General features: G+C 32.4%; 21 protein-coding genes. 9 read left to right on the top strand and 12 right to left on the bottom strand.

Annotated elements, in window-relative coordinates:
* Positions 1-56 precede the first annotated feature (56 nt).
* The 7 genes from ACZ2G2_RS09755 to ACZ2G2_RS09725 form a co-directional block, all read right to left on the bottom strand.
* Positions 57-707, bottom strand: coding sequence for a DUF4412 domain-containing protein (locus tag ACZ2G2_RS09755; protein WP_470391963.1), 651 nt, complete (start codon positions 705-707; stop codon positions 57-59).
* Positions 708-1,005: 298 nt separating this feature from the next.
* A complete protein-coding gene (locus tag ACZ2G2_RS09750; RefSeq protein WP_090841192.1) occupies positions 1,006-1,932 on the bottom strand; it encodes a malate dehydrogenase in 927 nt (308 codons plus the stop codon).
* A gap of 93 nt (positions 1,933-2,025) precedes the next feature.
* A complete protein-coding gene (locus ACZ2G2_RS09745) occupies positions 2,026-3,039 on the bottom strand; it encodes a DUF6588 family protein (protein WP_090841194.1) in 1,014 nt (337 codons plus the stop codon).
* A 167-nt stretch (positions 3,040-3,206) separates the two neighbouring features.
* Positions 3,207-5,156, bottom strand: a complete 1,950-nt coding sequence (gyrB, locus tag ACZ2G2_RS09740; RefSeq protein ID WP_470391962.1) for a DNA topoisomerase (ATP-hydrolyzing) subunit B — start codon at positions 5,154-5,156, stop codon at positions 3,207-3,209.
* 302 nt (positions 5,157-5,458) lie between these two features.
* Positions 5,459-7,135 carry an asparagine synthase B gene (gene asnB / locus ACZ2G2_RS09735; RefSeq protein ID WP_090841197.1) on the bottom strand — a complete coding sequence of 559 codons (1,677 nt, stop codon included), beginning with the start codon at positions 7,133-7,135 and terminating at the stop codon, positions 5,459-5,461.
* A 467-nt stretch (positions 7,136-7,602) separates the two neighbouring features.
* A complete protein-coding gene (locus ACZ2G2_RS09730) occupies positions 7,603-8,151 on the bottom strand; it encodes an HNH endonuclease (RefSeq protein ID WP_282068674.1) in 549 nt (182 codons plus the stop codon).
* 64 nt (positions 8,152-8,215) lie between these two features.
* On the bottom strand, positions 8,216-8,845 hold the full coding sequence (locus tag ACZ2G2_RS09725) for a 7-carboxy-7-deazaguanine synthase QueE (RefSeq protein ID WP_090841201.1): 630 nt from the start codon (positions 8,843-8,845) through the stop codon (positions 8,216-8,218).
* Between the two features lie 106 nt (positions 8,846-8,951).
* On the opposite strand from ACZ2G2_RS09725, the gene ACZ2G2_RS09720 reads away from it, so the two are divergent.
* From ACZ2G2_RS09720 to ACZ2G2_RS09695, 6 genes are all read left to right on the top strand, one after another.
* Positions 8,952-10,493, top strand: coding sequence for a helicase HerA-like domain-containing protein (locus ACZ2G2_RS09720; protein ID WP_272023432.1), 1,542 nt, complete (start codon positions 8,952-8,954; stop codon positions 10,491-10,493).
* A 72-nt stretch (positions 10,494-10,565) separates the two neighbouring features.
* Positions 10,566-11,117 carry a hypothetical protein gene (locus ACZ2G2_RS09715; protein WP_090841205.1) on the top strand — a complete coding sequence of 184 codons (552 nt, stop codon included), beginning with the start codon at positions 10,566-10,568 and terminating at the stop codon, positions 11,115-11,117.
* Positions 11,118-11,166: 49 nt separating this feature from the next.
* Positions 11,167-11,538, top strand: coding sequence for a cupin domain-containing protein (locus ACZ2G2_RS09710; protein WP_090841207.1), 372 nt, complete (start codon positions 11,167-11,169; stop codon positions 11,536-11,538).
* 3 nt (positions 11,539-11,541) lie between these two features.
* Positions 11,542-12,381: an alpha/beta fold hydrolase gene (locus ACZ2G2_RS09705; RefSeq protein ID WP_232782604.1), complete on the top strand. Its 840-nt coding sequence runs from the start codon at positions 11,542-11,544 to the stop codon at positions 12,379-12,381.
* A gap of 6 nt (positions 12,382-12,387) precedes the next feature.
* Entirely contained in the window at positions 12,388-13,290 is a 903-nt protein-coding gene (rluF, locus tag ACZ2G2_RS09700; protein WP_090841209.1) for a 23S rRNA pseudouridine(2604) synthase RluF, read from the top strand.
* 3 nt (positions 13,291-13,293) lie between these two features.
* The gene (locus tag ACZ2G2_RS09695; protein ID WP_470391961.1) at positions 13,294-13,716 is read left to right on the top strand and encodes a VOC family protein; all 423 of its coding nucleotides are present in this window, start codon (positions 13,294-13,296) and stop codon (positions 13,714-13,716) included.
* Positions 13,717-13,790: 74 nt separating this feature from the next.
* On the opposite strand, the gene ACZ2G2_RS09690 is transcribed toward ACZ2G2_RS09695, so the two are convergent.
* From ACZ2G2_RS09690 to ACZ2G2_RS09675, 4 genes are all read right to left on the bottom strand, one after another.
* Positions 13,791-14,498, bottom strand: a complete 708-nt coding sequence (locus tag ACZ2G2_RS09690; protein WP_470391960.1) for a YwaF family protein — start codon at positions 14,496-14,498, stop codon at positions 13,791-13,793.
* 58 nt (positions 14,499-14,556) lie between these two features.
* Positions 14,557-15,441, bottom strand: a complete 885-nt coding sequence (locus tag ACZ2G2_RS09685; RefSeq protein WP_090841215.1) for a bifunctional 5,10-methylenetetrahydrofolate dehydrogenase/5,10-methenyltetrahydrofolate cyclohydrolase — start codon at positions 15,439-15,441, stop codon at positions 14,557-14,559.
* Positions 15,442-15,556: 115 nt separating this feature from the next.
* On the bottom strand, positions 15,557-16,885 hold the full coding sequence (gene ffh / locus ACZ2G2_RS09680; RefSeq protein WP_090841217.1) for a signal recognition particle protein: 1,329 nt from the start codon (positions 16,883-16,885) through the stop codon (positions 15,557-15,559).
* 132 nt (positions 16,886-17,017) lie between these two features.
* Complete coding sequence (locus tag ACZ2G2_RS09675) at positions 17,018-18,673, bottom strand: hypothetical protein (protein ID WP_470391959.1); 1,656 nt, start codon at positions 18,671-18,673, stop codon at positions 17,018-17,020.
* 137 nt (positions 18,674-18,810) lie between these two features.
* Here ACZ2G2_RS09675 and ACZ2G2_RS09670 point away from each other — a divergent pair, with 137 nt between their 5' ends.
* From ACZ2G2_RS09670 to ACZ2G2_RS09660, 3 genes are read left to right on the top strand one after another with little or no spacing between them, the layout of a single operon-like run.
* A complete protein-coding gene (locus tag ACZ2G2_RS09670; RefSeq protein WP_090841221.1) occupies positions 18,811-19,326 on the top strand; it encodes an RNA polymerase sigma factor in 516 nt (171 codons plus the stop codon).
* A gap of 56 nt (positions 19,327-19,382) precedes the next feature.
* Positions 19,383-20,282: a FecR family protein gene (locus ACZ2G2_RS09665; protein WP_470391958.1), complete on the top strand. Its 900-nt coding sequence runs from the start codon at positions 19,383-19,385 to the stop codon at positions 20,280-20,282.
* Positions 20,275-22,551: a TonB-dependent receptor plug domain-containing protein gene (locus ACZ2G2_RS09660; RefSeq protein ID WP_470391957.1), complete on the top strand. Its 2,277-nt coding sequence runs from the start codon at positions 20,275-20,277 to the stop codon at positions 22,549-22,551. The genes ACZ2G2_RS09665 and ACZ2G2_RS09660 overlap by 8 nt, the downstream gene beginning before the upstream one ends.
* Positions 22,552-22,645: 94 nt before the next feature.
* On the opposite strand, the gene ACZ2G2_RS09655 is transcribed toward ACZ2G2_RS09660, so the two are convergent.
* A complete protein-coding gene (locus ACZ2G2_RS09655; RefSeq protein ID WP_090841227.1) occupies positions 22,646-23,560 on the bottom strand; it encodes a dimethylarginine dimethylaminohydrolase family protein in 915 nt (304 codons plus the stop codon).
* Positions 23,561-23,602 lie beyond the last annotated feature (42 nt).

Below are 23,602 nucleotides of genomic sequence, written 5' to 3'. Positions count from 1 at the left end.
AAAAAAAGAGCAACTATTACGCTGCTCTTTTTTTGTATTTGTTTTAAAAGGAACTATTACATTCCTTCCATTTTCTCATATCCTTCTGGAGGTGTCATATCAAACTTATCATCTGATACAGATTCTTTATTAACTCCAGTAACTTCATAAGTCATTTTCATTTGCATTCCTGACTGATTAACATTAATGGTCATTAATAATGGAAACCCTTTAAAGTCCTCTCCAAACTCAACTGTTTGTTGGTTTGAAGCTTCAATAGCTTCAGTAGTATAAATATCCATAGTCATAGCAACCCCTTGTTGGTCCATAGCTACGTTATACTCATTACAAGTGTATCCTAAAATAGTTTTAGTCCCTTCTCCTTTTGTAATAGTAATTCCTGATGTATCAGGATTAGCTTCAATTTCTGTCTCTGAGTACTTCTTACCCATCATTGGGTTATTAAGTAACGTTAACATCTTTTTAGCTTGTGTATCAATTATTGAAACAGACTCACCAGACATTGGGTTATTAGTTTCAGATCTTGTTTTATCCCCTTTAAAATATGTTTTAATAGCGATATCTCCAATCATTTCGAATTGAGCCTTCATTTGCTCATTATCACTAGACATAGTCATTTTAGAATCGATTACACCTTCTGTCAATTTTTCTTGAGCAACCATAGATAAACTAAAAGTCGCTACTAATAAGAATACTAATTTTTTCATTTTGTAAAATTTGTTATGATTAATTACGGTTATGTTGTTTGCCTCATTAATGACAAATACCTTGCCACAACAATTTTACAACAATAAATAGAAAGCTACAATACTAGCTTTTTATTTAAATACTAATTTTTTAGAACGTAAAAGTAGGATTTATATCTCAAACTTAAAACAGAAAATAAAAAGTAATAGTTCAAATACATATTATTTTGCATTTGGATTATTAAATAATACTACTTTAAACAAAAAAAAGACTGCCTTTACAGACAGTCTTTTAATTTATATAAATATTAGATACTTATTATAGCTCTAATAATGCGTTAGTTTTTTTAACACCTTCTGCAGACTCAGCTAATTTTGCTTTTTCAGCATCACTTAAGCTAATCTCTACAATTTTCTCAATTCCTTTTGCACCTAATACACAAGGTACACCAATTGATAAATCACTTAAACCAAACTCACCACTTAATAAAGCAGAACATGGGAAGATTTTTTTAGTATCACAAGCAATTGCTTGAACCATTGCAGATACTGCTGCTCCTGGCGCATACCATGCAGATGTACCTAATAAACCTGTAAGTGTTGCACCACCTACTTTAGTATCTTGTACTACTTGCTCCATTCTTTCTTCTGATAAAAACTCAGAAACTTTTACACTATTTCTAGCTGCTTTATTAATTAATGGCACCATTCCTTTATCAGAGTGTCCACCAATTACCATTCCGTCAACATCGCTAATAGGTGCTCCTAAAGCTTCTGCTAATCTGTATTTGAAACGTGCAGAGTCTAAAGCTCCACCCATACCAATAATTCTTTCTTTTGGTAATCCTGTTGTTTTATGCACTAAATAAGTCATAGTATCCATAGGGTTACTTACAACTATAATAATAGTGTTTGGAGAATTTTTGATTAAGTTAGAAGATACTGTTTTTACAATTCCTGCATTAATACCAATTAACTCTTCACGAGTCATTCCTGGTTTTCTTGGAATACCTGAAGTAATCACACAAACATCACTTCCTGCTGTTTTAGTATAATCGTTAGTTACTCCTGTAATTTTTGTATCAAAACCGTTTAATGATGCAGTTTGCATTAAATCCATTGCTTTACCTTCAGCAAAACCTTCTTTAATATCTAATAAAACTACTTCTGATGCAAAGTCTTTAATTGCAATATATTCTGCACAACTTGCTCCTACTGCTCCTGCTCCAACTACTGTTACTTTCATATCTTATTTACTATTTAAAATTAATTGTGTATGTTTTTTACTTCTTACAAAATTAACATTTTAAAATTACTTTTTATTAAGAAAATTATAAATCTAGAACATCAAATTTATTCCTAATGATGCTGTGTCAAAATCTGCTAGTGTATAAGAGGCGTTTAAACCAAAAACACCCAATTTCAAATTCGCGCCAAGTGTAGCTGTAACACCACTTGTGTCTGATTTTACAGAGAATGGATCTACAATTTCTTCTGAAAACAAAATACCGTTTGAGACTCTGTAAGTCCCTAATAAATCTGTTTCTGATGTTGCACTTAAATATCCTATCGCTCCGTAAACATTAAAAACATCGTAATTAGTCCCTGCAATTAATTGAAATAACAAACTATTGACATTGGTTTGTACTTGTTGATTCTCGCCATCAACGACATCTGTTTTTGTAAAATCATAATTAGCATCTAAATGTGTGTACGCTACCAAACCCGAAACTGAAAGCGGAAAACTAGTCCCTTCTGGTAACCAAGCTGTAAATTCTTGCTGAAGACCAACACCGTACAATCCTATTTTAGTATCGTCTGTTTCTACTTTTGGAAAATATCTAGCTTTTATTTGTGTGCCCTTAAATACAGAAAAGCTTCCTTGTAAAAAAGCAGTCGGAATTAAATTTACATTAGCAGACCCTACGCCTGTCGGTAAGGTTAACTCCACTTCTTGATTACCAAAAATAGGATCGCTATAGGTTACAATAACATTTATTTCTGGATCATTATGTCCTAAAGCTGTAGCTACAGTTTTTGAGGCACTATTATCTGAAAACCTTATATTTTCGTAATCTGACACATTTAAATCAAATGCTTTGTTTTCGTCCTTTATAAAAGAAGCATTTCCTATAATTGAGAATTCAAAACCATATTTTTCTGGTGATTTAGCATTATTAAACCATCCAGAACTAATCCCATAAGCCAATCCATCTGTTGCTGGCAATACATATTGTCCGGCAAACTGCTGTGCATCATTAATACCTGCTGCCAATAAATCGTTTAAGTTTTGTTGCGCAAAAGACATCTGAAAAGAAAGTGCTAATACTATTAAAATAATTGTTTTTTTCATTGTTATATATTTGTTTCTATAGATATAAACGTAAAAATATGTGTTTTGGTTTTTCTGAGTAAAATTATTACCATCAAAAACTAGTATCGTGTTGACTTAAACCGATTCACAAAAAAAAAGGAAACATTAAAAAATGCTTCCTTTTCAATATAAAAATACTTTCCTATTTATGCGTCAATGTTTGCGTAAATAGCGTTTTTCTCAATAAACTCACGTCTTGGTGGCACTTCGTCCCCCATTAACATAGAAAATACGCGATCAGCTTCTACACCGTTATCTATTTGAATTTGACGTAATGTTCTAAATTCAGGATTCATTGTTGTATCCCAAAGTTGTTCTGCATTCATCTCTCCAAGACCCTTATAACGTTGAATTTTTGAAGACTCACCAAACTCTTCCATAATCTTAATACGTTCTTCATCACTCCAAGCATACTGCTTTTTAGCACCTCTTTTAACTAAGTATAAAGGTGGTGTTGCAATATAGATATGTCCGTTTTCGATTAATTCTTTCATATATCTAAAGAAGAAAGTCAAAATTAAAGTTTCAATATGCGAACCATCAATATCGGCATCACACATGATTACTATTTTATGGTATCTTAATTTAGAAAGGTTTAAGGCTTTACTATCTTCTTCTGTACCGATAGTTACACCTAAAGCTGTAAAGATATTTTTTATCTCTTCGTTTTCAAACACTTTATGTGTCATCGCTTTTTCAACATTTAAAATCTTACCACGTAACGGTAAAATAGCTTGAAACGCTCTGTCACGACCTTGCTTTGCTGTACCACCTGCCGAATCCCCCTCGACTAAGTATACTTCACATTTTGCAGGATCTTGCTCAGAACAATCAGATAATTTTCCAGGTAAACCACCTATACTCATTACTGTCTTACGCTGTACCATTTCACGTGCTTTTTGAGCGGCGTGACGGGCTTGTGCTGCAAGTATTACTTTTTGCACAATGATTTTAGCATCGTCTGGATTTTCTTCTAAATAATCAGATAACATTTCTGAAACAGATTGACTTACCGCTGCAGAAACTTCTCTGTTTCCTAATTTAGTTTTTGTTTGTCCTTCAAATTGAGGTTCTTGAACTTTTACCGAAATAATAGCTGTTAAACCTTCACGGAAATCATCTCCTGCAATATCAAACTTTAACTTGTCTAACATTCCTGACTCATCCGCATACTTTTTAAGCGTATGTGTTAAACCACGTCTAAAACCAGAAAGGTGCGTACCACCTTCGTGCGTATTAATGTTGTTTACATAAGAGTGTAAGTTTTCTGCATATGATGTATTATAAATCATTGCAACCTCAACTGGCACTCCGTTTTTTTCACCTTCAAAAGAAATAACATCTTTCATTAAAGGCTCTCTTGTAGCATCTAAAAACTTGATAAATTCTTTTAATCCTTCTTCAGAATGAAATGTTTCACCTTCAAAAGAACCATCTTCCTTTGTAAAACGCTTATCTATTAAATGTACCGTAATACCTTTATTCAAATACGCCAATTCGCGCATTCTACTAGCTAAGGTATCATAGTTATAAATTAACGTTTGTGTAAATATTGTTGGATCCGGTCTAAAAGTAACTGTTGTTCCTCTTTTATCTGTATCTCCAATTGCTTTTACTGGGTATAATGCTTTTCCTTTAGAATACTCTTGCTCCCAAATTTTTCCTTCTCTATATACTGTTGCTGTTAAATGATCTGACAATGCATTTACACAACTTACACCAACACCGTGAAGTCCACCAGATACTTTATAAGAATCTTTATCAAACTTTCCACCGGCACCAATTTTAGTCATAACAACCTCTAAAGCTGAAACACCTTCTTTTTTGTGCATTCCTACAGGAATACCACGACCGTCATCTTCTGTAGTAATCGAGTTATCCTCGTTAATTGTAACTGTAATATTATCACAATGACCAGCTAAGGCTTCATCAATCGAGTTATCTACAACTTCATATACTAAATGGTGTAAACCACGTACTCCTACATCTCCAATATACATTGAAGGACGCATACGTACATGCTCCATACCCTCTAAAGCTTGGATACTATCTGCTGAATATCCATCTTTATTGAACTCTTCCTTTTTTTCGCTCATATTTATATTGTTTATGATCTATTTCTGTTATTTAGGCATAAAAAAAGATGCGATTAAGCATCCTTTTGAATACAAACAAATATACACAATTAAAAACGTTTTTCAAGTGTATTTAAGCGTAGAGATGAAAAATTATTAACATTTGTTAATTATTACAAAACCCTCTTAAAACGTCTAAAAATAGCTTTAAAATTAAAACACAGAATTTAAAATAGTCGTAAAAAAGCTAAAAAACACAAAACCCCGCAGAAGCGAGGTTTTGAGGCTAATAATCTTTATAATATTCAATCAATTACACAAAATTACTTGGATGTTGCGTAAGATTTATCATGTACATTGGCAATTGCACGTCCAGATGGCTCATTCATGTTTTTAAAGGCTTCATCCCACTCTAATGCTGTCGCAGTACTACATGCAACACTTGCTTCTTGTGGCACGCTTAAAGCAGCTGCATCACTAGGGAAGTGTCCTTCAAAAATAGAACGGTAATAAAACTCTTCTTTGTTTTGCGGTGTCTGTATTGGAAAACGGAATTTAGCATTTGCCATTTGCTCATCTGTTACTGCTGTATCTACTACTTCTTTTAAAGTATCAATCCAACTATATCCTACACCATCACTAAATTGTTCTTTTTGTCTCCATGCTACGCTTTCTGGCAACATATCTTCAAATGCTTTACGGACTACCCATTTTTCCATGCGCTCTCCATTAATCATTTTATCTTGTGGGTTGATACGCATGGCAACATCCATAAATTCTTTATCCAAGAAAGGTACACGACCTTCTATTCCCCAAGCTGCTAAACTCTTGTTTGCTCTTAAGCAATCGTACATGTGCAACTTATCTAATTTACGTACAGTTTCTTCATGAAACTCTTGTGCATTGGGCGCTTTATGAAAATATAAATACCCTCCAAAAATCTCATCGGCACCTTCACCAGACAATACCATTTTTATTCCCATAGATTTAATAACTCTCGCCATTAAATACATTGGTGTAGACGATCTGATTGTTGTTATATCATAGGTTTCTATGTTATAAATCACATCTTTTATAGCATCTAAACCTTCTTGAATAGTAAATTTAATTTCATGATGCACTGTTCCAATATGATCCGCTACTTTTTGTGCTGCAGCTAAATCTGGAGACCCTTCTAATCCTACAGCAAAAGAGTGCGTTTGTGGATACCAAGCTTCTGACGTGTCATCACTTTCAATACGTTTTTGAGCATACTTTTTAGCAATTGCTGATACTACTGAAGAGTCTAAACCTCCCGATAATAAAACACCATAAGGCACATCACTCATTAATTGTCTGTGTACCGCTGCTTCTAGAGCTTCTTTTATTTCGGCAATACTTGTTTCGTTTTCTTTTACAGCATCATACTCACTCCAATCTCTATTGTACCATTTTACAAATTCACCATCTTTACTAGACATATAATGTCCTGGAGGAAATAATTCTATCTTAGTACAAACACCTTCTAAAGCTTTTAATTCTGAAGCAACATAAAAAGTTCCGTTTTGATCCCAACCAATATATAATGGTATAATCCCCATGTGGTCACGTGCAATAAAGTACTCGTCTTTTTCAACATCGTAGATTGCAAATCCAAAAATTCCGTTCATTTCATCTACAAAATCAACACCTTTTTCTTTATAAAGCGCTAAAATAACTTCGCAGTCACTTTCTGTTTGAAACTCGTATTTACCTTCAAACTGCTTACGTAATGCTCTGTGATTATAGATTTCGCCATTAGCTGCTAAAACCAATTTACCATCAGGGCTAAATAACGGTTGTTTTCCAGATGCTGGATCTACAATTGCTAAACGCTCATGCGCTAAAATAGCTTTATCATCACTATAAATCCCTGACCAATCTGGTCCACGATGACGAATAGTTTTAGACATTTCTAAAACCTGAGGTCTTAAATCTTCACTTTTTTGTTTTAGGTCGAAAGCACATACAATTCCACACATAACTTATATATTTTAAATTCTTTAATTCTAATTGATGTAGCAAATATTGGCTTTATGTTTCAATTTTAAAACAGTAAACATTAAAACGCTTACAAATTGAAACTAAAAAACACAAATTCACCATCAATTGTATCTCTTAACCAATAATTATCTAAGGTTTGGTATAGATTTTTAATTTTAAACAACCTTTTTAGCTTAAAAACCAAATACTAACCAACAGTATTACAGAAAAAAGCAAGATTACATATTTTCTTAACTTATTTAAGTTATACTATTTAAAACAATAACACGACATTAAATACAAATGACAAACTACAATAATATAAAAGTGCTCCAAAAGGAATACCTATTCCAATTGAAGCACTTTTTATAAATTATTATAATATTTAGGTTACTTAAAAAACATAAGATAAACTGAAGAAATATCGAAAGAAAGATTTAAACCAAACACTACACTAAAGCAAAAATTAGATTTTAACATGTCCCCAATTCTCACCTGTTTTAATACGGTGTAACTGCATTTCGGACACACCAAATTGTCGTGCTAGTATTTTTAACCTTGTGCGCCTTTTAGGATCAAAAAGTCGTTTTTTAAGTCTTATCACCTCCGTTTCGGTTAATTTAGAGGTTGGAATGACTTTTTTTCTGGTTTTGTAATGCGGATTATTAAATTGATGCACTTCCTTTTCTCGCTTAGTTGCCCATTTTAAGTTTTCGATAATATTATTGCTTTTATCGTAATCTAAGTGCAACACAAATTTAGCGTCTTCAGGTTTTTCCAAATGGTGTTGGGCAACTAATTTGTGGATGTATCTTGCAGTACGCTTACCATCCTTTTTAAAAACAGGTATGGTACTATATCCATTAATAGGATATGGCTTCTCTATTAAAACATCTACCCCATCTACGACTTTACAAAGCCGTCCAAGGTTAGATATTTTATATTTTATTTGTTCCGAAATAATTTGGTCAAAAATTACGGGTTTCCAAGTTTCGTTGTAAAAATTTCTAATCATAAAGCAAAGTGTATAAGGATTACTTACGCTGTGATTAATAGTTATAGTCTAAAGTACAACTTTTTTACGGAATATTTAAATACTTATGCGTTTGTAATGATACTTTCCATTTTGGATTAGCCATAACATAATCCACAATCATAGGAATCATAGTATCACGCTTGCTCCATTCTGGCTGTAGATATAAAATACAATCGCTATTCACTTTAGCAGCTTGCTCTTCAGCAAACTTAAAATCGTCTTTATTATAAATAATACATTTTAACTCGTGTGCCTTATCATAAACCCCTTGAGTAGGTAGTTTCATTTTTTTAGGGGATAAACAAATCCAATCCCATTGCCCAGTTAACTCGTAAGCACCAGAAGTTTCAATATGGATTTTACAGCCTTCAGCTTTAAGCTTATCTGTTAATGCTGTCATATCCCAAGTTAATGGCTCACCTCCAGTAACTACTACAGTATCACTATACTTTTTAGCATTAGCAACTATAACATCTGTACTAGTTGGCGGATGTAAATTAGCATTCCAACTTTCTTTAACATCACACCAATGACATCCAACATCACAACCACCAATTCTTATAAAATAAGCAGCAGTTCCTTTATGGAAACCTTCTCCCTGGATAGTATAAAATTCTTCCATTAAAGGCAGCATCAATCCTTTGTTAACTAAATCTTGTATCTCTTGTTTCATGGACTGCAAATATAATCTTATCTATTGGAAATTTTAAGCATTTAAAGTTGAAAGTTTTCAATGATTTACGCTAAGATTAGTATTTTTACATCAAATAATTTCAAGAATGAGTAGACAAGACGAATTTTTCAAACACATCACAGAGGGAAACACTTGTAAAGGCGACTATATAACATTGGGATCTGCTATGCTAGATGGCCAAACGGTTAAAGATGCTTTTGTAAACGTGCCATTAAAAACCATGAATAGACATGGTTTAATCGCAGGTGCTACAGGAACGGGTAAAACTAAAACCCTACAAGTTTTAGCAGAAAACCTAAGTGATAAAGGAATTCCGGTCTTACTTATGGATATTAAAGGGGATTTAAGTGGTATTGCACAACCTAGTCCTGGACATGAAAAAATTGACGAACGTCATGCTAAAATTGGATTACCCTTTGAAGCTAAAGGTTTTCCAGTCGAGATATTAAGTCTATCGGAACAAGATGGTGTAAGACTTCGTGCTACAATTAGCGAATTTGGCCCTGTATTATTATCAAGAATTTTAGACCTTACAGATACACAATCTGGAGTAGTGTCTGTTATTTTTAAATATTGTGATGATAATAAATTACCGTTATTAGATTTAAAAGATTTCAAAAAAATATTACAATACTGTACTAACGAAGGTAAAGAAGAGTTTCAAGAAGAATATGGACGTATCTCCTCTGCCTCCACTGGAGCAATCCTTAGAAAAGTTATAGAAATAGAACAACAAGGTGGTGATCTATTTTTTGGCGAAAAAAGTTTTGAAGTTGAAGATTTATTAAGAACCACAAGAGATGGTCGTGGGTATGTTAATATTATTAGATTAACAGACATACAGGATAGACCAAAATTATTCTCGACATTTATGCTAAGTTTATTAGCCGAATTATATGAGACTTTACCCGAGCAAGGTGATTCTGGAAAACCAGAACTAATCATGTTTATTGATGAAGCACACTTAATTTTTAACGAAGCCTCTAAAGCCTTATTAAACCAAATAGAAAGTATTGTAAAACTAATCCGTAGTAAAGGTGTTGGTTTATACTTTGTCACACAAAATCCAACAGATGTGCCAGAAGGTGTATTAAGTCAGTTAGGTTTAAAAATACAACACGCCCTGCGTGCCTTTACAGCAAAAGACAGAAAAGCAATTAAATTAACTGCTCAAAATTATCCAGACACGGATTATTATGACACCGCAGAGGTCTTAACCTCATTAGGTACAGGAGAAGCTTTGGTATCTGCCTTAGACGAAAAAGGAAGACCTACACCACTTGCATCAACTATGATGCGTGCACCAATGAGTAGAATGGATGTTTTAAACGATAATGAGCTACAAGCGTTACTAGATGACTCTAAGTTAGTTTTAAAATATAACGACACAATAGATCGCGAAAGTGCCTATGAGTTATTAAATAAAAAAATAGAAAAGGCTGAAGCTTTACAAATTGAAGAAGACGCTAAAGCGGAAAAAGAAAAAGAGAAAGAACAAGCAGCAAAACAATCTAGATCAACAAGTACAAGACGAAGAAGCACTGCCCAAAACCCGATAATTAAAGTACTAACAAGTGCCACTTTTATTAGAAGTGTCTTCGGTATTTTAAAACGTGTAATGAAATAGTTTTAAAACACGACAGCGTAACAAAACACTATAAAAAGTATTTCGCTTAAGCGGAAATAAAAAATAACACCAATGAAAAAAACAATAGTATCCCTTAGTATTTTAGCATTAATCCTTACTTCTTGTGGTAAAGGAACAGATCCATATTTAGTTCAAAACCAAAACGTAGGATTATTAACCGACTCTACTCAAGTTAAAGAATTAAAAACGATATATGCAAACGACTCCATAATAAGTCCAATTGCTGGAGATGAGTTTTCCGGATCAATAAACACTATCGAGGTATACGAAAAAGGAGGAAAACATTTATTAAGTATTATTCCAAAACAATTACTAGATTCTACTTCAACAATATCAAGCATCAAGTTTAAAGACCCAAGATTTAAAACCGATAAAGGGATTACTAGTAATAGTACTTTTGGAGATATAAAAAAGAATTACACAATAACAAAAATTCAGAACTCATTTAAAAGCGCTTCTATTTTTGTAAAAGAAAGTGATGCGTTTTTCTTAATTGATAAAAAAGAATTACCAGCAGAATTTAAAGTTGATACGCACAAAACAATCGAAGCAACTAACATTCCAGAAACTGCCAAGGTTAAGCATTTTATTTTAGGTTGGTAAAACCTTTAGTCTACTAGACTTAAAAACTGCTCATCAATATTTCAAAAAAATGGAAAACAAAAAAAAATACACCATACAAAACAGTCCATTTGTTGTTCCTACAACGGATGGTAAATTAATTGAAGAACATGTTGGTTTAGCAACAGATGGTAATAAAGATATTAGCATTGCCCACATGGTTGCTCCTGCTGGTTGGAGCGAACCGTTTCAAACCCCTGCATTTGATGAGTATACTTACATTATTAAAGGAAAGAAGCAATTTATTATTGATGATGAAGAAATAATATTAGAAGCTGGACAATCTATTAAAATAGAAAAAAATACTCGTGTACAATACTCAAACCCATTTACAATAGCTTGCGAATATATTGCCATTTGCACACCTGCTTTTTCAATGGACTTAGTAAACAGAGAAGAATAAAAAATGAAAAAAACAATTGCTAAAGTACTGCCTAAAATAATTGGTAACGGTTTAAACGCGGTTAGCTATGTTGCTCCTAAATATGCAAGCGCAAAAGCATTAGACATATTTGCAACGCCTAGACAAGGACGCTTTAAAGACAAACATCAAGCGTTTTTAGACACTGCTAAACAACATACTTTAAACTACGATAATAACACTATACAAACCTACAATTGGGCTGGAACTAAAAAAACAATCTTACTGGCGCATGGTTGGGAAAGCAACACCTTTAGATGGAAAAAATTAGTTGAAGCGCTACAGCTTTTAGACTATAATATAGTATCCTTAGATGGTCCTGCTCATGGAAATTCTAGCGGTACACAGTTTAATGCAATTTTATATTCTGAGTTTTTAAATGTAGTTGCTAAACACTATAAGGCAAATGTGATTATTGGTCATTCGGTTGGTGGCATGGCTTCTGTGTTTTTTCAACATAAATATCAAAATGATTCGTTACAAAAAATGATTTTGCTTGGCGCACCTTCAGAATTTACAAACGTTTTTAAAAACTATGTCAATATGTTAGGTTTTAATAAACGTATTGAGAACGGATTAAACCAATTAGTTTTAGAGCGTTTTAATAATTTACCATCACATTTTTCAGCTGCTAAATTTATAAAAGAAATTGATTTAGAAGGTCTTATTATTCATGATAAAGGAGATAAGATTATACAATATGACGAAGCAGAGCTAATTTCGTCTAACTTTAAAAATTCAACATTAATTACCACACAAGGTTTTGGTCACGGACTACGCGACGATAGTGTAAACAAGGCTATTATTAACTTTATTAAATCGTAAAACATTTTGGAAGAAAAATTAACAAGACTTAATAAATACCTCAGCGAAGCTGGTTTTTGCTCACGTCGTGAAGGCGATAAACTAATTGATGCTGGACGCGTTACTATTAATGGTGTTGTACCAGAAATGGGAACAAAAGTAACTCCTAGTGATGTTGTTGCTGTAGATGGCGAGATTATTAAAGCCAATACAGAAAAGCCTATATACTTAGCGTTTAACAAACCAGTAGGTATTGTTTGTACAACAGACACAAATGTTGAAAAAGACAATATTATAGATTACATTAATTATCCAAAACGTATTTTTCCAATTGGACGTTTAGATAAATTAAGTGATGGTTTGATCTTTATGACAGATGATGGTGATATTGTAAACAAAATTTTACGTGCTAGTAACAATCACGATAAAGAATATTTGGTAACGGTTGACAAAGCAATATCGCAAACCTTTATAAACAGAATGGCTAGCGGAATATATCTTGAAGACTTAGACCGTACGACTAAAAAATGTTCTGTTAAAAAAATAGATTCTCATACATTCAGAATTATTTTAACGCAAGGTTTAAACAGACAGATTAGACGTATGTGTGAGTATTTAACTTATGAAGTAACATCACTTAGACGTGTTAGGATAATGAATATCAAATTAGATGTTCCTGTTGGAGAATACCGTGAGTTTACAGAAAAAGAGTTAAAAACACTACACTTACTTTTAGAAGACTCTACTAAAATACATGAAGCTAAAACTGCCAAAGAAAACACTACTAGAATAAGTAAAGCGAGTAAAGAGAGACAATCTCGAGAAACTACTGAGCATAAAGCAGAACCGTCTAGAGATGATTTAAAGGAAGAACAACCTATTAGAGAAAATAGAGAACGTCCAATTAGAAACCGTCGTAAAGAAGATTAAATTATGGGCAGCGTATCTCCTTTTCATTTAGCAATTCCAGTTCATAATTTAGAAGCTTGTCGTCTGTTTTATAGAGATATTTTAAATTGTGAAGAAGGACGTAGTAGTGACCAATGGGTTGACTTCAATTTTTTTGGACACCAATTAGTCATTCATTATAAAGAAAAAACAACAACAGAAACTGTAGCCAATGAAGTTGATGGAAAACACGTACCTGTACCGCATTTTGGTGTTGTTTTAGATTGGGACGCTTTCGCGGAATTTGAAGCACACTTGAAAACTAAAAAGATTCATTTTATTATTGAACCCTACGTGAGATTTGAAGGTTTAGTTGGAGAACAAAAAACAATGTTTTTTAAAGATCCTTCTTGCAATGCTTTAGAGTTTAAGACCTTTAAAGATAATAGCCAATTATTTGCGAAGTAATAATTGTACAATATAAAATAGCCCTCACTAAAAAAACTAGTGAGGGCTATTTTTTTTAGCACAAATTAAGCTTACTAATTAACCGCCTTTTTATTTTTCTTACTAACTAAAAAGAAAGGAAAATAAATAAGGAAAAAAGCTGGTATTAAAATTAACTGCGCTGTAATAACATACGTGGGCCACTCTCCAAAATAATCTAAAATAGTAGCTGATTTTGGTTTCTGATTTAAGTAGCCATAATTAGCATCAAGCAATTTATTTATACCCATTAATATTAGTAAATACACTTGTAAACCTATAAATGACTTAACAACGCTTTTCAGGTTTGGTTTCATTTTAAAAACTACAATAGCATAAGCAATTATCAATATTAATCCTAAATGGACCACCCAATATCGGAAGTAATCAAAACTAGGAAAACCAACTTCAATCTCTGGTGTAATAACGCCCTGAGTAGTGCCAATAATAACCCAAAATACTAAAAACTCAAATAAGACAAATCGCCTGGTTGCAGTAAACGCCACTATAAATAAGGCCATAAAACTGCATAAAAACAACGGTAAATCTGTTTGTAAACTGTACCCACCTTTACTAATTTGATACCCATGAAAAACAACCATAACCCCTGATACAAAAACCCCAAGTAATTTAAACACTTGTATTTGTATACTCTCATGTTTGTTTTTTGCATATAAAATAACAACAAAACCCAATACTATAGTTAATAGTATTGGTAGTATATGTTGTAAACTTCCAAACAGTACTCGTGTAGTTAATTCCATAAAAAAAACCTGAAACAATTAGTTTCAGGCTGTAAAATAAGTAATTATTTTTATATCGTTATGATCTTTGAATATGACGCTCTCTTGCCAATAATGTGTTTTTTAATAACATTGCTATAGTCATTGGTCCTACGCCTCCAGGAACAGGTGTTATATGACTTGCCTTTTTACTTACGTTTTCAAAATCTACATCTCCAGTAATACGGTAACCTCTCTCTTTAGTCTCATCCGGCACACGTGTAATACCAACATCAATAATAACTACATCATCTTTTACCATTTCTGCTTTTAAGAAATTAGGAACACCTAATGCCGAAATAATAATATCTGCTTGACTAGTAATTTGTGTTATGTTTTTAGTATGACTGTGTGTTAACGTTACGGTACTGTTACCAGGAAATCCTTTACGTCCCATTAAAATACTCATTGGTCTTCCAACAATATGAGAACGACCTATTACTACAGTATGCTTCCCTTTAGTATCTACATTATACCTGTCTAACAATTCTAAAATCCCGAAAGGTGTTGCAGGAATAAAAGTAGACATATCTAATGCCATCTTCCCAAAATTCATTGGGTGAAAACCATCAACATCTTTATCAGGGTTTACAGCCATTAAAACCTTTTGTGTATCTATTTGATCCGGTAATGGTAATTGAATGATAAAACCATCAATATCATCGTTATTATTAAGCTCTTCAATTTTATCTAACAACTCAACTTCACTTGTAGTATTAGATAATCTTACCATTGTAGATTCAAAACCTACACGTTCACAGGCTCTAACTTTACTTCCTACGTAAGTTAAACTTGCACCATCGTTTCCAACTATAACAGCAGCTAAATGGGGTACTTTTTCGCCATTAGCTTTCATCTTATCGACTTCTGCTTTTATTTCGTTTTTGATGTCGTTACTAACTTTTTTTCCGTCTAAAATTGTCATGGTTTAAATAGTCTTCAGATTGTAGGCCTCAGTTGGCGATCTACAAATTAATATATATTGTAAAACAACGTAAAAAGCAAAAACAGCCTACTTTGGACTGTTTTTTACTTCTAATTTATTTCATGTTTTTCATGGCTTGCATCATGGCTTTTCCTTTACCACCTTGCATCATTTTCATCATCTTGCTCATTTGATTAAATTGCTTTAGCAACTGATTAACTTCTTGCACAGATGTTCCAGATCCTTTACCAATTCGTTTTTTACGACTGGCGTCAATTATAGCTGGATTAGTACGCTCCTTAACTGTCATGGAGTGGATAATAGCTTCGATACCTTTAAAAGCATCATCATCTATATCTACATCTTTCATCATTTTTCCAGCACCAGGAATCATTCCAATAAGGTCTTTCATGTTCCCCATTTTCTTGATTTGCTGAATTTGCTTTAAGAAATCGTCAAACCCAAATTGATTTTTAGCAATTTTCTTTTGAAGCTTTCTAGCCTCTTCCTCATCAAACTGCTCTTGAGCACGCTCTACTAAAGACACAACATCTCCCATACCAAGGATACGATCTGCCATACGAGAAGGATAGAATATATCAATAGCTTCCATTTTCTCTCCAGTACCAATAAATTTAATTGGCTTATTTACTACAGATTTAATAGATATTGCTGCTCCACCACGTGTATCCCCATCTAATTTAGTTAAGATAACACCGTCAAAATTAAGAACATCATTAAAGGCTTTTGCTGTATTTACTGCATCTTGCCCTGTCATTGCATCTACCACAAATAATGTTTCTTGTGGTTGTATAGCTTCATGGATATTAGAAATTTCTTTCATCATTGCTTCATCAACAGCTAAACGACCGGCTGTATCAATAATAACAACGTTATGTCCATTTTGCTTTGCATGCGCAATACCCGCTTTTGCAATAGCAACAGGATCAGTATTTCCTTTATCACTATAAACATCAACTTTTATTTGATCTCCTACAACATGTAATTGATCTACTGCAGCTGGACGATAGACATCACAAGCTACTAATAAAGGTTTTTTAGTTTTTTTATTTTTCAAGAAGTTAGCTAACTTACCTGAAAAGGTAGTTTTACCAGATCCTTGTAAACCAGACATCAAAATAATAGTAGGTGTACCAGACATGTTAATGCCTTCTACATCACCACCCATTAATTCAGTTAATTCGTCTTTAACGATTTTAACCATTAATTGTCCTGGTTGTAACGTTGTTAAAACGTTTAGACCTAGTGCTTTTTCTTTTACTCTATTAGTAAAATCTTTAGCAATTTTAAAGTTAACATCGGCATCTAAAAGTGCTCTACGTACTTCTTTTAAGGTTTCGGCAACGTTTACTTCTGTAATGCTACCATGTCCCTTTAATACGTGTAACGCTTTATCTAACTTTTCGCTTAAATTATTAAACATAATTTTTTCTGGTTTTAAGAAGCACAAAAATAGCAATTTGAAGCGTATTTACGAAGTTTCATATATAAATAATTCCATAAAAAAAGGCTACTAAAATTAGCAACCTTTAATCAACTTAACTTAAACTAAGTTTTAAATACAATCTTTATCCAAAACTAACTCGTTATTACTATTGCTGACGTCATGCAGTATCATTTGCTCTCCAGTACACTCCACAACATTAAAATCGCCATTTAAAACCTGTACATTTCCTCCAGATATATTTGAAAAAGAAACCACTACTTGACCGCTACTACCAGAAGTAGCCCAATTACCGGTGTAAGTTTCAGTATCTGATGCGATTGTCATGTTTTGATCATCCTGAAAATTAATGTCAAATATATCAAAACTACTATCTCCGGCGTAATTGGTAATAGTCCATACGCACATTTGCAAGGTGCCATCAACATCATCTTCTGTGCAGCTAGTAGAACAGTTTTCTACAAGAATAGTAACCTCAAATATTTGAAATGTATTAGGATCATTAGCTAACTCAACTCTAGCATAAAGCACATCTGGGTTTGCCATATTTGTGTATGGAGATACTAATGCGTTTATACTTGCTTCTGCGTCTGCATTAGTATTATAATAGTAAACTACTAAATCATTTTGTGCACAGTCTTGATAGATTGTATCAATATCAAAAGCGGTAAATAAATCCAATGTATCGTCATTATCACATATTGTAACAGTAATATCTTCAAAACAATCAAAAAGATTAGCCGTATTACAATTATTAAGTAGCACTAATGTATCATCACCTTGTTCCAAAATTAATTCGCCCGAAGCACATTCCACAACTTTCCATTGTCCATTATATTCTTCTAAACCATTAAAATCTATAAACACATACAAGTAACCTCCAATTGTAGCAATATCCCAACTACCATCATAAAACAAATCACCTTCAAACAATGTTGATATTATAGTATTATCTTGAAAACTAAATGTGGTAAAGGATGGAGTATATCCATTTAAACTAGGAATTTGACCACAACTTAGTAAATAATCACTAACATCTATTTGTGTACAGTCATTATCATCTGTATAATCGTAATCATCATCCTCATCACAATTACCATCGGCATCATTTATAGCATTTTCTAATTCTTGATTGCTATTAACTTCAATAGTATCACCATTAGCCAAAACCATTGTTACAGGAAAATTTAAACTTGCCAGTATCGGTCCTTGTAACGATTCTAAAAACAGATATAATGCTTGATCATCCTCTATTATTGTTACTTCTGTAACCTGAAAATCAGTATTATAAATAGAAAACGCAATTGGATATTGAAAATCAATACACTCAATATCATCATCTGCTTCATTCTCACCATTACAATTTTCTATTTGCCCTTCTAATTCGTCTTGATTATTTATTACAATTTGAGAATAATCATTTAAAACAACGGTAATAGGAAACGTGATCCCAATGATATCATCATCTGTTGTAAAGGCTTCTAATAATGTTTCCAACACATTGTAATCTGTAATACTTTCAATAGTTACTGTAACGCCATTTGTTGTAATGGTAACCGGTAACACGACCTCCAAACAATTAGCATAATCTATAATATTATCTATAGACCCATCGTTTAAAACGGTATTACTTATAAGGTTGGCAATTGTTGAATTACCTGATATTAAATCGTCTTGCAGATTTACAATTTCTGACTCTTCATTTTGACAAGAAAAAAATAACATCAAAACTAATAACGGAAATACAAGGGTAGTTTTAAAATTCATAATTGTTTTGGGATTGGTTAATTTCTCTTTTTCAAGGGTATACATTTCGGGTTTCGTTAATAAAACATTTATTTTTAAGAAACTCCTACCCTAAAAATCAAAAAAAATAGTTCTACTTTGTAGCTCTATAAAATACTATGTCAAAAAATTTACATAAAGATATTTGCGATAAATCAAGATTTGAAGCGCTATTTAAACAGCATGCTAAAAACCTACATGACTTTTTGTATTACAAATTTGGTGATCGCTTAAATCCAGAAGATAAAGCACAAGAAGCATTTATTAAATTATGGCAAAACTGTGAAAAAGTGACGCCAAGTAAAGCAAAAAGCTTTCTATTTACAATTGCTAATAATTTAATGTTAAACGAAGTTGCGCATCAAAAAGTGGTCTTAAAACATCAAAAAACAATAACATCACACCACACCAATTTGTCTCCTGAATTTTTAATGGAAGAAGATCAATACCGTCAAAAATTAGAAAAAGCAATATCTAATCTTACAGAAGCGCAACGTGTCGCTTTTTTAATGAATCGTGTAGAAGGTAAACGTTTTAAAGAAATTGCATCCCTTTTGGATATTAGCACAAAAGCAGTAGAAAAGCGAATCTATGGCGCTTTAAAAAAATTAAGACAAGACATAGAAGAATTATAATAGTAATTAAGGTAGGATTTTTACTCTTGACCTTGTTATATGTTTGAATTGCAATTATGAATAAAGAAGAATTAATATTAAAATGGTTAGATAATAACTTATCGCCCGAAGAGCTTGAAGCATTCAAAGCTCTGGAGGAGTATGAGTCTATTACAAAATTATCTAATTACACCAATGAATTTAAAGCACCAGAATTTAATACTGAAGCTGCTTTACAGTCTACATTATCTAAATTAGAATCTAAATCTGTTTCTAAAAACAAATGGTTTGCACCGTTACTAAAAGTAGCTGCCATACTAGCCATCTGCTTTAGCACTTATTATTATACCACAACTTTAGACACTACTATAGCCACACAATACGCAGAAAAAACACAAATAAATCTTCCGGATCATTCCAAAGTAAATATAAACGCATTATCAAAAATTACTTATAATAAGAATCAATGGGATGCTAATAAACGTAATATTAACCTTGAGGGTGAAGCCTTTTTTAAAGTTGAAAAAGGAAGCACTTTTAACGTTATCACAGATGCCGGAATTGTAAGTGTCGTTGGGACACAGTTTAATGTTAAGCAACGTCAGAATTATTTTGAAGTTACTTGTTTTGAAGGTATAGTAAGCGTAACTCTTAAAGATCAAACTACTGTATTAAAAGCTGGAGGTTCTTTTTTAATTATAGATGGTAATCAAATAGAACGCTTAAAAACTAACAGCCAACAACCTGATTGGATAAATAGTGTAAGTAGTTTTATTAGCGTACCTTTAAAAGAGGTATTAGCTGAGTTTGAAAGACAATATAATGTCAAAATAGAAGTTAATACTATAACAACAAGTACATTGTTTTCTGGTAAGTTTACACATAATGACATAAATATTGCATTACAATCTATAACGCAACCATTACAATTACAATACAAAAAAGTTAACAAAACCATTATTTTAACGCGTGAGTAAATCGTTAAAGACTACACTACTTATTTACCTATTACTAGTTTGTAGTTTTTCCGTTTATGCCCAAAATAAAAAACTACCATTGTTAGATGTTTTGTCTACAATAGAGTATCAATTTAAAGTCAGTTTTTCTTATGCTGACAAAGTCATTAATGGCGTTATGGTTGACTATAACGTAAAAGATAACCTTAGTACTACCCTTTTAAAATTAGAATCTCAAACGGACTTAAAATTTAACCGTTTAGACAGTCACTTTATTACAGTTACTACTAATAAAGATGCCTTTTCTTTTCAAAAATTAGACGAAATTACTATATCCAATTATTTAACAACCGGAATCAATAAAGACAACTCCGGAGCTATTACTATTGCACCCAAACAATTTGGTATTTTACCAGGTTTGATTGCACCAGATATTTTAAAGACCATACAAGACTTACCCGGTGTTTTAAGTGTTGACGAGACCGTATCTAATATTAATGTTAGAGGTGGTACGCATGACCAAAATCTGATTTTATATGACGGTATTAAGATGTATCAATCCGGTCATTTTTTTGGATTAATTTCGGCCTTCAACCCTTATTTAACAAAAAGTGTTGCTATAACAAAAAACGGTACAAGTGCTAGATTTGGAGATGGTGTATCTAGTGTTGTAGATATGCAATTATCGGATAGTTCTAACGAAGAATTTAGTGCTGGAATTGGTATAAATATGATTACCGCAGATGGCTTTGCAATAATGCCCTTAGCTAAAAACACACAACTACAGTTATCTACAAGACGATCTTTAACAGATGTATTAAATACTCCAACTTACAACCAATACTTTAAACGTGTCTTTCAAGACGCTAATGTTAGTAATAATGCAATATCCACTACTAAAAACAAAACCTTCAAGTTTAGTGACATCTCTTTAAAATTATTACACGATTTTAGTAAAAAAGACAAACTAAGATTTACACTCTTAAATGTATTTAATCAATTGGATTTTGAAGATGCTAGCAATACATCAGATTCAGAAAACAGAACTAATCAATTAAAGCAACAAAATCGAGCATCGGCATTACAGTATGAACATGTTTGGAATAATAAATTAACAACAAGTATAAAAGGATATTATTCTAATTATGATTTAAGATCCTCAGACTACGATATTATTAATAACCAACGCCTGATTCAAGAAAACAAAGTCATTGACAATGGGTTTAACATAGATGCTAGTTATACCTTTAATAAGGTAATAAAGGTAAATGGAGGCATTCAGTTTAACGAAATTGGTATCAGTAATCTAGAAGAAGTAAATGCGCCCTTTTTTAAACGCAATATAAAACGTGTCCTTCGTACTTATAGCGCTTACGCGGAAACTGTGTTTAGTTCTATTAATAAAAACACACAACTAAAACTGGGACTGCGACAAAATTATTTCCGAAAATTTAATATTTCCATTACCGAACCTCGTTTTTATATTAGTCAGCGTTTTCTAAAAGATTTTAGGTTGGAATTATCTGGAGAATATAAAAGTCAAAGCACTTCTCAACTTATAGATTTGCAAAACGATTTTTTAGGAGTAGAAAAAAGACGATGGGTTTTAGCCAATGACAATACAATTCCGATTCAAAAAAGCAAACAAATAAGTTTAGGATTAATATATAACAAACACAAATTATTACTAAGTGCTGAAGGGTATTATAAAACTGTAAATGGTATTACCACTAGAAGCCAAGGATTCCAGAACCAATACCAATTTACAAATGCAATCGGAGACTATACCGTTAAAGGTTTAGATGTCTTAATAAACAAAAAAACGGATGCTTTAAGCACATGGATAAGCTACAGTTATAGTGATAACAACTACACTTTTGATAACTTAAATAATAACGATGCTTTTCCAAGTAATTTTGATGTAAAACATCAGATAAACTTTGGGAGCACTTATCAATGGGAGCAACTAAAATTAGCCTTTGGAGTTAATTGGCGCTCCGGTAAGCCTTACACTAAACCAGATAGCAATACGCCTAATACAGGTAACACTATTAACTATCAAGCACCAAATAGTAGTCGATTAGAATCCTATGTCAGAGCCGACTTATCTGCTACATATCAATTAAAACTAGGAAACAATAAGGCTGTTATTGGCGCATCAATTTGGAATATTCTAGATAAAGAAAACATATTAAACACCTATTACACTGTAAAAGAGGATCAAGTCTCTAAAATAGAAAATGTATCTTTAGGCCTAACCCCTAATGTTAGTTTTAGAGTAAAATTTTAATTTAATTTTGGTCTAATAAAAAAATATACAAACAAAAAACGCCTCTTAAATAAGAGGCGTTTTTTTATAATAAATAGTTTACTTAAAAGTATACTTAATCTCTTAATAAAGGCATTGTACTGCAACGTAACAAGCCTTCTTGTTTTGCAATCTCTGCATACGGTACTTCTTCAACAGTAAAACCATTGTTTCTTAACCACCCGTTTAAACGTGTAAAGTTTTTTTCAGAAATAATAACATCCTCAGAAATACTAAATATGTTACTATTCATATTAAACATTTCTTCTTTTGAAATTATAAAACAATTGTCTTTGCCAAAAAAGTCTAATAACCATTCAAATTCAGTTTCATCTCTAAAACCTTCTTTATGCAAAATAGCTTTATTAGTTCCAATAGGCTGAAAACAACAATCTAAATGCAATGCATTATCATGTGGATTAGTTTGCGATTTATTAAGATCAAAACTCTTTACTGTTTTATTAGGAAATTGTTCTGTAATAAAGTCTACTCCTGCCTTGTTAGTTCTAGCCACGATATAATCAGAATAATCTTCACCTCTATAGGTACCTATAAAAATATAGTCATTCCAAAGCATAACATCTCCACCTTCAATATGTACTTCCTCTGGTGGACGAATTACCTTTTTAGGATCTATCTGGTCAATAACATATTGTATTGCTTCTAGCTCGTTCTCACGATCTGGAAGGATATTAGCTTTTACAAAAACGTCATCAATTACAAATGCAATATCACGAGCAAAAATCTGATTACAATCCTGAATTAATTCAGGTCTGTAAACTTTAACATCATATTTCTCAAAAACTTTAGCCACAGCTTCCATTTCTGTAACCATATCTTTTTCTAAAGGATAAGTTCCGGCTTTAATATGTAATAAAGATTTTGGATCGTAAGCCTCTTCTAATTTAGGTGTTGGTCCATTACTAACTGCTGTTCCTAAAACAACTGCTCTTAATCTAGATGTTTCGTTTTTTACGTTTATTTTTAACATAAAGTGTGGGTATAAAAAAGCTCCATAGTAATATATGAAGCT

Source organism: Olleya sp. KKT75, from assembly GCF_055635485.1.
Note: the sequence above shows the minus strand (reverse complement) of the source record. Positions and strands in the feature narration are given on the sequence as shown.